The 11781-nt window shown below is 69.1% G+C and carries 12 protein-coding genes; 6 read left to right on the top strand and 6 right to left on the bottom strand.

The annotated features are described in order from the left end of the window. The first annotated feature begins 101 nt into the window (after window positions 1–101). The 5 genes from KQ305_RS09495 (at window position 102) to KQ305_RS09475 (ending at window position 4818) form a co-directional block, all read left to right on the top strand. A complete protein-coding gene (locus KQ305_RS09495) occupies window positions 102–659 on the top strand; it encodes a L,D-transpeptidase (RefSeq protein ID WP_259725169.1) in 558 nt (185 codons plus the stop codon). A 71-nt stretch (window positions 660–730) separates the two neighbouring features. Beyond that, window positions 731–2275, top strand: coding sequence for a glycogen synthase GlgA (glgA, locus tag KQ305_RS09490; RefSeq protein WP_259725168.1), 1545 nt, complete (start codon window positions 731–733; stop codon window positions 2273–2275). An 11-nt stretch (window positions 2276–2286) separates the two neighbouring features. Next, on the top strand, window positions 2287–2988 hold the full coding sequence (locus KQ305_RS09485) for a hypothetical protein (protein ID WP_259725167.1): 702 nt from the start codon (window positions 2287–2289) through the stop codon (window positions 2986–2988). Then, window positions 2988–4409: a UDP-N-acetylmuramoyl-tripeptide--D-alanyl-D-alanine ligase gene (gene murF / locus KQ305_RS09480; RefSeq protein ID WP_259725166.1), complete on the top strand. Its 1422-nt coding sequence runs from the start codon at window positions 2988–2990 to the stop codon at window positions 4407–4409. Before KQ305_RS09485 ends, murF begins: the two co-directional genes overlap by 1 nt. Before the next feature lie 49 nt (window positions 4410–4458). Continuing rightward, complete coding sequence (locus KQ305_RS09475; RefSeq protein WP_259725165.1) at window positions 4459–4818, top strand: YbjQ family protein; 360 nt, start codon at window positions 4459–4461, stop codon at window positions 4816–4818. 22 nt (window positions 4819–4840) lie between these two features. Here the strand turns inward: KQ305_RS09475 and KQ305_RS09470 are convergent, their stop codons facing one another. After that, window positions 4841–5614 carry an HpsJ family protein gene (locus KQ305_RS09470; protein WP_259725164.1) on the bottom strand — a complete coding sequence of 258 codons (774 nt, stop codon included), beginning with the start codon at window positions 5612–5614 and terminating at the stop codon, window positions 4841–4843. A gap of 1265 nt (window positions 5615–6879) precedes the next feature. Here KQ305_RS09470 and KQ305_RS09465 point away from each other — a divergent pair. Further along, entirely contained in the window at window positions 6880–7146 is a 267-nt protein-coding gene (locus tag KQ305_RS09465; protein WP_259725163.1) for a hypothetical protein, read from the top strand. Between the two features lie 10 nt (window positions 7147–7156). On the opposite strand, the gene pyrC is transcribed toward KQ305_RS09465, so the two are convergent. The 5 genes from pyrC to def all read right to left on the bottom strand — a co-directional run bounded on the left by pyrC (window position 7157) and on the right by def (window position 11747). Further along, entirely contained in the window at window positions 7157–8218 is a 1062-nt protein-coding gene (gene pyrC / locus KQ305_RS09460; RefSeq protein WP_259725162.1) for a dihydroorotase, read from the bottom strand. Between the two features lie 38 nt (window positions 8219–8256). Then, complete coding sequence (locus tag KQ305_RS09455; protein WP_259725161.1) at window positions 8257–8802, bottom strand: YqhA family protein; 546 nt, start codon at window positions 8800–8802, stop codon at window positions 8257–8259. A gap of 89 nt (window positions 8803–8891) precedes the next feature. After that, window positions 8892–9632, bottom strand: a complete 741-nt coding sequence (locus tag KQ305_RS09450; RefSeq protein ID WP_399231202.1) for a VIT family protein — start codon at window positions 9630–9632, stop codon at window positions 8892–8894. 53 nt (window positions 9633–9685) lie between these two features. After that, a complete protein-coding gene (locus KQ305_RS09445; protein ID WP_259725159.1) occupies window positions 9686–11302 on the bottom strand; it encodes an NCS2 family permease in 1617 nt (538 codons plus the stop codon). Next, entirely contained in the window at window positions 11253–11747 is a 495-nt protein-coding gene (gene def, locus KQ305_RS09440; RefSeq protein ID WP_259725158.1) for a peptide deformylase, read from the bottom strand. Before def ends, KQ305_RS09445 begins: the two co-directional genes overlap by 50 nt. Window positions 11748–11781: the final 34 nt, after the last annotated feature.

Genomic DNA, 11781 nt, shown 5'->3' with positions numbered 1-11781 from the left:
CGTAGCCGGACGGTTGGCGTGGCCAACCTTGGCCAAGGGCCGATATCACCTTTTCGCTGGCTACGATCAAGTGTCAGCCCCATGCCGACAGCCACCCGATCGTGTATCGCCGAGCCATCCTGCCCCTGGCCGTTGCTTTGATCGGCTCCATCAGCGGGGTGCTGGTGCCGGCGCCATCGCTTGCCGCCTCTCCTCCATCCGAGACGGCCACCGCCAGCCCGTCCTCGCGCCAGCTGGTGCTGAACCGACGCCAGCGCCTGCTGAGGGTGATGGAAGGGGAACGGGAGGTGCGCCGTTTTCGCGTCGGTGTGGGCATGCCCGGCTGGGAGACGCCGGTGGGGTCGTTCAGCGTGATCGAGAAGACCGCCGATCCGATCTGGGAGCATCCGGCCAAGGGCGTGCGCATTCCGCCGGGCCCCACCAATCCCCTCGGTTCCCGTTGGATCGGCTTTCACCGCGACTGCAAGGGCCGGCGTGGGTTCAACGGCCAGGAGCATCTCGAGGTGAAGGGGTGCGTGACCTCAGGCTTCCATGGCACGCCGAATCGCGACAGCGTCGGCGGCGCCGTGTCCCATGGCTGCGTGCGGTTGTTTGACGAGGACGTGAAGGAGCTGTTTGAGCTGGTTCAGCTGGGCACCCCGGTGACAGTGCTGCCCTGAGCCCGCTGACGCCGGCAGCCGCCCACCGGGGCAGCCCGTAGAGTTCCTGGCGCACCAGGGATCGAGAGCGGATGAGGGTTCTGTTTGCCGCTGCGGAGTGCGCTCCGATGATCAAGGTGGGGGGCATGGGAGATGTGGTGGGCTCCCTGCCACCGGCCCTGGCGGCACTGGGCCATGACGTTCGCATCATCCTGCCGGGCTACGGCAAGTTATGGAGTTGCCTGAAGATTCCTGCTGAGCCGATGTGGCGCGGCCACGCCATGGGTACCGATTTCGCCATCTACGAAACCCGTCACCCCAGCTGCGGCCTGCCCATCTATCTGGTGGGCCATCCGGTGTTCGATTCAGAGCGCATCTACGGCGGTGAAGACGAAGACTGGCGCTTCACCTTTTTCGCCAACGCCACGGCTGAATTCGCCTGGAACGGTGGCTGGAAACCCCAGGTCCTGCATTGCCACGACTGGCACACGGGCATGATTCCGGTGTGGATGCACCAGGACCCCGAAATCAGCACGGTGTTCACTATCCACAACCTGCGCTATCAGGGCCCCTGGCGCTGGAAGCTGGACCGGATCACCTGGTGTCCCTGGTACATGCAGGGTGACCACACCATGGCCGCGGCCCTGCTCTACGCCGACCGGGTGAATGCTGTGTCACCCACTTATGCCATGGAGATCCGCACGCCGGAGTACGGCGAGCGCATCGACGGACTGCTCAATTTCGTCAGCGGCAAGTTGCGCGGCATCCTCAATGGCATCGACACCGAGGCCTGGGATCCCGCCACCGACACCACCCTGCCGGAACCCTTCTCAGCCGACGATCTCTCCGGCCGCAGCGCCAGCAAACGACTGCTGCAGGAACGGATGGGGCTGACCGTGAGTCCCCGCAGCTACCTGATGGGGATGGTGAGCCGGCTGGTGGACCAGAAGGGCGTCGACCTGCTACTGCAGGTGGCCGACCGGGTGCTGGCCTACAGCGACAGCCAGTTCGTGGTGCTGGGAACGGGTGAGCGCGGCTATGAGTCGGGCCTCTGGCAGATGGCGGCCCGCCACCCCGGCCGCTTCGCCGTGTTCCTCACCTACGACGATGCCCTCTCGCGCCTGATCTATGCGGGCAGCGACGCCTTTCTGATGCCGAGCCGCTTCGAGCCCTGTGGCATCAGTCAGATGCTGGCCATGCGCTACGGCTCGATTCCGGTGGTGCGCCGGGTCGGCGGGCTGGTGGACACCGTGCCCCCCAACGATCCCACCGCCGGCACCGGCACGGGCTACGGCTTCGACCGCTACGAAGCCATCGACTTCTACACCACGATCGTGCGTTCCTGGGAGGCCTACCGCAACGAGCCCAGCTGGCAGGAGCTGCAGCGCCGGGCCATGACCACCGACTTCAGCTGGAACCGCTCGGCCCTGGAGTACGACGCCATGTACCGCGAAGTCTGCGGCGTCAAGGAGCCCACCCCCGACGCCGCCCAGGTGGAGCGCTTCTCCCAGGGCCAGGGAGCCGACCCCAGCCTGTTGCACGACGAGCCCAGGCCGGACGTGAGCAGCAAGGAACCCCCACCGGCGCCGCGCCCCCGCAACCCCCTGGCCCTGCTGCGTCGCCGTAACGACTCCTGAGTCCGGCGCCCATGGCTGATCTGGTTCCACCACCTTCCGATCTGCCGGCGCCCTACGCCAGTCCCTGGGGCCAGCTCGCCAACGCCCTGCGGGCCGTCCTGGCGTCCCTGGGCCTGAAGCTGCGCGAACTGTGGCGGCGCAACCGGGAGGGGGACCTGTCGGTGCCGGGCTTCTGGCCCCAGGGCCTGGCCCCCCTGTTCTGGCCGTTGCTGCTGGCCACCCTGCTGGCGCTGGCCCTGATCCTGGCTGGAACGGTGTGGCGCGGGCTGTCCCAGGCGGCGCCGCAGGCGCCTGGAGAAGCAGCCGCTTCTGCGGTGCAGCTGCAGGCCCCAGCCATCGCTGCGCCAGCACTGGAGGCCCCGGCCCCCGTGGCCGTGGACGAGTCCATGCCCAGGCCCAAGCCGGAGCCTGAGCCACCGCCGCCCCTGGAGCTCGATCCCCTCCTGGCGCTGCTGGCCCAGGACGATCCCGACCATCTGGTCGCCTCGGCCCATCCGGCGCCCAGCGAAGGCCGCCTGGTGCTCACCATGGAGCCGACCTACACCCGCCTCAGCGAAGCGACCCGGCGGCGCTGGGCGGAGCGCTGGCAGCAGCGCGCCCTGGCCCTGGGCTACGAACGGTTGGAGCTGGTCGACGGCCGCCAGCGGCTGCTGGCCCGGAGGGCCCTGGTGGGCTCCGGCATGATCCTGCTCGATCCCGGTGCCTCAGGCTGATGCCGCTGCCGTTCAAGTCCTTGCGCCAGCTGTGGGGTGAGCCCCTGATGGCCCCCGGAACCACCGCACCGGAAGGCTTCGCCAGCGTGAGCACCGACAGCCGCGGCGCGCTGGCCGGCGCCCTGTTCGTGCCCCTGGTGGGAGAACGCTTCGATGGGCACCGCTTCCTGGCTGGGGCCCTCAGCGCCGGGGCGGCGGCAACCCTGGTGCAGAAGGACCGCCTGGATGGGGACGGGGTGACGCAGCTTTTGGCCACTGGCGGGCGGCCGATCTGGCTGGTGGACGACACCCTGGTGGCCTACCAGGAGCTGGCCCTGCTGTGGCGCCGACGGCTGGAGTTACCGGTGGTGGCGGTGACCGGCTCGGCGGGCAAGACCACGACGCGGGAACTGATCAAGGCGGCCCTGGCCTCCCTGGGGCCGGTGGTGGCCAGCAGCGGTAACGAGAACAACGACGTTGGGGCGCCCCTCACCCTGCTGAAGGCCAACGAAGCCACGGCGGCCCTGGTGGTGGAAATGGGGATGCGGGGCCTGGGGGAAATCGATCGCCTCAGCCGCTGCGCCGAGCCGGATGTGGCCGTGATCACCAACATCGGCACCGCCCACATCGGCCGGCTGGGCAGCCGCGAGGCGATCGGCCAGGCCAAGTGCGAGATCACCGCCGGCCTGGGGCCGGACGGGGTGCTGGTGATTCCGGCCGGGGATCCCCTGCTGGAGCTCTCCCTGGCGAAGGTCTGGGGGGGACGGGTGGTGCGGGTGGCCCTGGAGGACGAGCTGGCGGGATTCCCAGCAGGGATCCCGGCGCCGGACCTGGTGGGACGGCTGGAGGGCCCTCGCCTCCATCTGGTGGGTGGGCCGAGCCTGGGGCTGCCCCTGGAGGGACGCCACAACGCCCGCAACCTGCTGCTGGCGGTGGCGGTGGCCCAGGACCTGGGCGTGCCGGCAACAGCCCTCGTCGACCTGGCGGTGGAGCTGCCGGGGGGGCGGTCCCGACGCTGGCGCCTGGGCGGGGTGGACCTGCTCGATGAGACCTACAACGCCTCGCCGGAGGCGGTGCTGGCGGCCCTGGATCTGCTGGCAGCCACCGGCACCGAAACGGGGGGCCGTCGCTATGCGGTACTGGGCACGATGCTCGAGCTCGGGGAGCGCAGCCTGGAGCTGCACGCCCAGGTGGCCGCCCGGGCCCGGGCGTTGGGTCTCGACGGGCTGCTGATCGTGGCCGCCGAAGCCGAAGCGCAGGCGATGGAAGCTGCCGGCGCCGGGCTGCCGCGGCTGCAGCGGGTGGCCTCGCCCGAAGCGGCAGCGGGCGTCCTGCTCGGATGGCTACAGCCGGGGGACCGGGTGCTGCTCAAGGCCAGCCGCGGCGTGGCGATGGAGCGGGTGATTCCCCTGCTGCAGGCCGCCCTCGCACCAACGGCTTGAAGCCCAGGCCCTGGCCCCCCAGGATGGGGCGTTCAGCGCCCCTGTCCCGATGGTGAAACCCGTGTTCGTGACCACCACCTTCACGATCGAGGGCTACGACATCACCGCCTACCGGGGCCTGGTGCGCGGCATCGTCGTGCGCTCCCCCACCCTGGTGCAGGGCTTCCTGGGCGGGCTCAAGCAGATCGTGGGCGGCCGGATCGGCGCCTATACCGAGATGTGCGAGCAGGCCAGGGAGCAGGCCTATGAGCAGATGATCCAGCACGCCAGGACCCTGGGGGCCAACGCCATCGTCGGGACCCGCTACGACGGTTCGGAGGTGCAGGGCGGCACCGCCGCCGCCACCGAAGTGCTCTGCTATGGCACCGCCGTGGTGGTGGAGCCACGGCCCAGCGCTGGCGGGGCATAGGTGTGTTGTCTCACCGCTTCGCCTACGTCTTGAAAGGGCGTGACCAACGGGGAGCACCGGGCGCGTGGTTCCGAGGAAGAACCCCGGCGAGGAAGGCAAAGCCGATCGCATAGGCAATGGCGGAAACGGTGATGCGGATGGTTTCCTTCACCAGCCGATCCGGCTTCATGGCGGCCTGCGCCTCGACGCGCTGCATCAGTTGGTTGGAGGCCTGCTGCGCCCGAGCCAGCAGCATGGGGCGCAACACGGCCATGGGGGTGCGGAATTCCGCCGGTGAGAGGCCCGCGTTCTGTCCGAACAGCTTCCGCACCCGGACCTGCAGTTCGTCATGGGTCGTGGCCGTGGCGATGGCCTGGCGCAGGTCCGCCAGCTTCTGGCTGGCCTGGCTGGTCTGCTGCTGCTGGCTGGCCGTGACAGTGCTGTAGAACGTCCAGCCGGCATAGCCCTGCAGGGGCACAAGCAGCAGGAAGCCGAGGGAGGCCGCCAGGGCGCAGCGGTGGATGGCTTTCCAGAGGGCCCGCAGCCGCTTGTGGGCCGGATCGAACCAGCCGGCCAGGGGCAGCAGCAGAGCACCGATGAGGGCGAGGGAGGCGTTGTTGATCAGCGTCTCGGTGAAACCCAGCTGCCACTGGGGATCCAGGAGCCTGGGTGGCAGGGCGGTGGTGAGCACCGCGGCGAGGAACACCACCACCAGCACGATTGAGAGGGCCTCCAGCAGGCGGGGACGGGAGGCGCTGAGGACTGCGGCGGGTGGAGGGCTGGGGCTCAAGGAGCTGGTGGTGGTGTTGCTGGGCAAGGGGCAGGAGACGTTCGGCTTCCGGCTGCATGGGATCTGCCTGATGGCCAATCACCTGCACCTGATTGCTGCAGTGGCATGGCGGTGGGGAGGATCTGCCGCTGCCGGTGGAATGGCATCAGCTGGCGGAGACCTTCCGGCGGGTCAATGGAGCCCGGGGAACCAACTGGGATGTGTTCTGAGGCAAAGAGAAGCGGGAGACTGATGGAAGGGGCGGCCAAGCAAAGAAACCACCAGCAGGATCGGCCAGCTTGCTGCTGGGTGCTGTCAAGGAGGAAGCACAAGGCCCCAATCGCTGATCGCCAATGGGGCCCAGGGGACCAGTAGGTGCCAGGTATCGCCGAGGAGTTGATCAGGCGAAAGGGGCTGTGGTGACGGTGTTGTGGGTACCTTTGATTCGCCGTCTCAGCCTGCGGCTGTAGCCGAAAGCGGCGGCAGCACCGAAGACGGGAAGGGGTGCAGGAACGGCCGTAGAGAAGGCTGCGAAATGCGCGGGGCCTCCGACTCGACTGCCCCAGCCGACCAAACCTCCAAGAAATCCGACGTCATCATTCACCAAGTAGAGCGTCCCAGCTCCAGGAGGAATGAAACCGGGATTGAGGGTGCCCCTCAAGCCGACCCAATTCGCTGAGACGATGGTGGGGGCTCCGCCATTGGGGGTGAAAACCTCAAACCCCCCGGGCGAGCCAGTCCCCTCCCCACCCGAGAATTCCGAATAAGGGTGCGATGGGCCCACCGGAGCGCCGGTGCCTCCATTGTTCGTGACGGTGACTCGACAGGGATCATGAGTTGATAGGCACGGATTTGTGCCTTCACTCAAGCCCTCGATGAGGCCCGTAACCCCTCCGAATGAGAAGGTGAAGTCAACAGCCGATGCTGCCAGCGGAGCCAGCAGCGAGCCTGCGGCCACGCCGAGGCAGAAGAGTGCCGATCCGACAAGGGCCTGGGTTGTAGCCATGGGAGGTGGATCGGGGGTGTTGCTTTCCTCGTTAAATTCAGTTATCGGGGCTCAGCAGGTGGCTTCCCTCCTGGTGACACCAGGTTGCTGCAATGGTGATGTAATGGCAAGTCGCTGAGGCCGGCAGCAACTCAATCTCGGGAGGTCTGCTTCGGTGGGCTTTCTCACCATGTTGTTCATCCCTGCAGCGGGGCGAGCCGACGCAGCCCGATGACCTCCACATCCAGCACCGTGCGCCTCCGGTTCAGCTGGCGTCTCTGCGGGGTGGGACTGGCCTCCCTCCTTCCCGCTGCGTGGTTACCGCTTCATGGAGCCCCCCAGACGCTGCCGCCGCAAGGCACCACCTGGCAAATGGCGGGTAGAGCCGAGTGCCGAGGCCAGCAACGGCGGCTTCCGCGCCGGACACCTGGCCTCGATCAGGGCCCTCTGCCCGTCGCCCAGCCTCGGGGAGCCGCTGGCCCGCCAGCTTCCCTACGTGAGGGGCTACATGCTGCGGGACGGCCGCCTCCACCTCAGTTCGCTGGCGGATGGGGGGACTCTCCTCTGGGAATCCCGTGCTGAGTGGCGACACTGATCCACCGACCTCAGCCCTCCTCCGCCAGCCGCCACTGCAGAACCTGGCCCGCGTGAAAGGGCACCAGTTCGGTGGTGGCGCCTCCCGCCGTGTTGCCGTGCAACCGGGGCGGCACCGTGTGGGCCTCCCGCACCAGGGTGATCGTCCCCTCATTCATGGGCAATCCGTAGAAAGCGGGCCCATGCAGGCTGGCGAAGGCCTCGAGGCGATCCAGGGCCCCCTCCTGCTCGAACACCGCCGCGTAGCTCTCCAGGGCGTAAGGAGCGTTGTAGATGCCCGCGCAGCCACAGGCGCTTTCCTTGGCCGTGCGGGGGTGGGGGGCCGAATCGGTGCCCAGGAAGAAGCAGGGTTCCCCCGAGGTGGCCGCCTGGCGCAGGGCCAGCCGATGCCGTTCGCGCTTGGCCACCGGCAGGCAGTAGAAGTCGGGCCGCAGCCCGCCCTGGAACATGGCGTTGCGGTTGATGTGCAGGTGGTGGGGGGTGATGGTGGCGGCCAGGTTGGGCCCCGCCTGGCGCACGAACGCCACGGCCTCGGCGGTGGTGATGTGCTCCAGCACCACCTTCAAGCCCGGATGCCGCTGGAGGAGCGGGGCCAGGTGGCGCTCGATGAACACCGCCTCGCGATCGAAGATGTCGATCTCCGCGTCGGTCACCTCGCCGTGGATGAGCAGGGGCATGCCGATGCGCTCCATCGTGGCCAGCACCGCCCCGATCCGGGCCAGGTCGCTGACGCCGGCGGCGGCGTTGGTGGTGGCATGGGCCGGGTAAAGCTTGCAGGCGGTGAACACCCCCTCGCCATGGCCGCGTTCGATCTCCGCCGGCTCCATGGTGTCGGTGAGGTAGGCGGTGAGCAGGGGGGTGAAACGGCTGCCCTCAGGCAAGGCCGCCCGGATCCTGGCGCCGTAGGCCACCGCGGCCGCCACCGTGGTGATCGGTGGGCTGAGGTTCGGCATCACGATCGCCCGGGCGAAGGTCCGGGCCGTGGCCGGGGCCACCGTCTGCAGCAGCGCACCGTCCCGGAGATGCACATGCCAGTCGTCGGGACACCGCAGGCTCAGCCGGGAGGTCACCATCGCGAGGCCTTGAGGAACCGGTTCATGTCACCCAGTCTCTAGAACAGCCGCTTGCCGCCGCTGCCCGTGACCAGGTAGCCGCTCAGGGACAGCAGCAGCACGCTCAGGCAGAAGAAGGCCAGCGAAGGCCCGTCATTGATCGGCAGGGTCAGCATCGCCTTGAAGGCCGACACGATCAGGGCCACCACCAGCACCTTGACCAGCTTCTCCTTCAGCTGGTCAAGGTCGCGGATGTCGAGCAGGCCGCCGCCCCCCTGGTCGTGTTCGCGGGCCGCCTCGATCGGCGAGATCAGCAGCTCATACACCCCATAGCCGAAGATCAGCAGGGCGATGCCGATCAGATAGAGATCGATCCCGGTAACGATCGCCCCCAGCAGTTCGGCCACGAAGGTCTTCTTGCTGGAGGCCACATCCCCCAGGCTGACCAGGGCCTTGCAGATCTCGAGCGTGCCGAGCACGAAGGCGACCACCGTGCTGACCAGGCTCATGATCACCGGCAGGATGGCGATCAGCCGCAGGCGCCACAGAACCCGCTCGAAGCGATGCTCAAACCGCTTGAATCGGCCCTTCATACTCGAGGCCATGGAGCCGGAGATGCGTTCGGCCAACCTTAGGGAGCGTTGTGGTTTCGGTCAGGTGTCCGGATCCGATGCACCCGGCGATGGCGAAACGCTCATGGATGGGCCACGCCGAACAGACGGCCGACCCCCGCCGTGAGCGCCATGGCCAGGCCCCCCCAGAACAGCATCCGCAGAGCTCCCTTCCGGAGCGAGGCCCCTCCCGCACGAGCCGCCAGGGCGCCGAGGGCCGCCAGGGCCACCAGGGCGCTGGTGGTGGTGACCGGGGTGATCTGCCGCTGGGGGCTGAGCAGGATCGCGGTGATCGGGACGACCGAGCCCACCGCGAAACTGGCGGCCGAGGAGAGGGCCGCCTGAATCGGCCGCGCCCGCAGGGTCTCGCTGAGGCCCAGCTCCTCCCGAGCATGGGCACCGAGGGCGTCGTGCAGGGTGAGCTGTTCGGCCACCTGCCGGGCCAGGGCCGAATCAAGCCCCCGTTGCCGGTAGATCTCGGTGAGCTCGGCCAGCTCGCCGGCCGGATCCATCAGCAGCTCACGCTGCTCCTTGGCCAGATCGGCCCGCTCGGTGTCGACCTGAGATTGCACGGAAACGAATTCCCCGGCGGCCATCGACATGGCCCCGGCCACGGTGGCGGCAAGGCCCGAGAGCAGGATGAAGTCTCGGGTGGCACCGGAAGCGGCGATGCCGACCACCAGGGACGCCACCGAAATGGTGCCGTCGTTGGCTCCCAGCACCACGGCCCGCAACCAGCCGGCCCGCTGACTCCGGTGCTGTTCGCGGTGGCGACGTCCTCCATGGGACTGGTGAGCGCTGGCGTGAACGGCCTTGTCCTCCATTGCCATGACCCGAAGCGTGGGCTCAGCCAGCATGGCGCCCGTTGGCGTCGGCTTCAGCGGGGCCGTCGCCCCAGCAGGAAGACCACCGCCATCGCCAGATAGCCCAGGGCCCAGGGGGTGCCGCTGCCCCAGCCGGGGTCGAGAACCGTGTCGGCCAGGGTGAAGCTCCAGGCGTGGATCAGGCCCAGCCAGGAGGCGGCCGCCGCCACCAGGGCGCAGGCGGCGGCGGCGCGGAAGCGCTGCTCGATCACGTACACGAGCATCGCGGCCAGCAGCATCGCCGCCAGGATCTGGCCCTGTTCGAGGGCAAAGGCGCCCGCAGCCCACACGTCCGCCTGCTGCAGCGGCAGCAGCAGCTGGGGACCGAAGGGGTTGGCCGGGGTGCCGCTGCCTCCGGCCCGCAGCCCCGCCTTCAGCATCAGGGAGCCCCAGCCGGCCAGGCCGGGCAGCAGCCCCAGGGCGACGGCGGGGGCATGGGCCGGGGGGGTGGCCTGGAAGGCCTGGGCCGCCATCACCAGGGCGATGTAGAGCACGATCGCCATGCCGGCCTCGATCGGCACCAGCTGGCCCACCACGCCGAACAGCCCCAGCAAGCAACCCAGGCCCATCACCAGGCCGTTGAGCCAGGAGTAGCCGATGCGGGCACCCATGCCCTTCCAACCGGGGTGGCCGATGTAGATGGTGGTGGGGAAGCAGGACCCCAGCAGGGCGGCAGCCACCGTGCCGATGCCGTTGATCAGCAGGGAGCTTTTCACCGGGTAGGCATCGCCCGCCGCCTCGGCGCTCTCCAGGTTCTGCAGCGACCCCAGCAGGTTGAACAGACCCATGGGCACGGTGACCCCCAACCAGGGCAACAGCGCATCGCGGCCGGCCCAGAGGGCGCCGACCTGGGGCACGGGCAGGTGCAGCCCCACCTGGGCGAGGTTGGTCTGCCAGGTGGGGCCATCCAGCCGCAGCAGGCCCGTGGCCGCCGCCAGGGCGATGCCCACCAGCACCGCCAGCACGCCGCCCGGCAGGGGCAGCCGGGCCTGGCCGAAGTAGGCCAGCAGGATCACCGCCAGCACCGCCAGCCCCACCACGGGTACGGCGTAGGTGCGCAGCAGAAACCCCAGCCCGATGTAACCGAGGGCAATGCCGGCCAGGGTGGAGAGCAGGGCCGCCCGGGGCAGCCAGTGCCGCAGGGGGGCCACCAGGAAGGCGCCGCCCGCTTCGATCAGCCCCGATCCCAGGCAGGCCAGCAGGCCGGCGCGCCAGGACAGCAAGGCGGCCTCCTGGGGATCCAGGCCCTGGCCGGTGGCCGCCAGCTTCACCGGCAGCATCACCAGAAACACATAGGCGAACAGGCTGACCGTGTTGATGCCGTAGGGCAGGGCGGTGCGGTCATCGCGTCCCTCGCGCCGGCCCAGGCGGTGGGCCTGGACGGCATAGGCCACGTTGCCCACCACCAGGCTGACGCCGGTGGCCGGCAGGATCGTGGCGAAGATCAGCTCATCGGGGTAGCCCAAAACGCCGCGGCAGAGACCCACAATCAGCAGGATCTGGATGAGGTTGTCGAGGCCGAGGCCCAGGAAGCCGTCCAGGTCTCCGCGCACCCACCAGCGGGGGGAGGCTCCGGAGAGTTCAGCCACGGGGTAACCCCGCCGGCATCCGATCCGGAAACAGCACGCCATCGAGGTGGTCGCACTCGTGCTGGACCACCCGGGCATGGAAGCCCTCCACCTGCCGCTCAAAGGGACGCCCGGCGGGGTCAAAGGCCCGGTAGTGCAGACAGCGCCAGCGGGGCACCAGGGCCCGCCAGCCCGGCACGCTCAAACAGCCCTCCCAGGCGCCGTCGTCGATCTCCTCACCGAGGGGGGTGAGCTCCGGATTGATCAGCACCGTCTCCGGGATGGGCGCGGCCTCCGGGTAGCGGGGGTTGTGGGTGAGGCCGAAGATCACGACCCGCAGGGGCACGCTGATCTGGGGGGCCGCCAGGCCGGCGCCGTTGGTGGCGGCCATGGTGTCGCGCAGATCCTGCAGCAGGGCCGGCAGGGCGGGGTCGTCAAACCGCTGCACCGGCGCGCTCACCAGCCGCAGGCGGGGGTCTCCGATCGTCAGGACGTCGCGGACAGCCATGGGCGGCTCTGGATCGGTCCCACTGTGACGCCTT

This window comes from Synechococcus sp. CS-1332 (assembly GCF_025127995.1).
GTDB lineage: Bacteria > Cyanobacteriota > Cyanobacteriia > PCC-6307 > Cyanobiaceae > Cyanobium.
The sequence above is the reverse complement of the archived record's forward strand: the minus strand, read 5'-3'. Positions and strand labels throughout refer to the sequence as shown.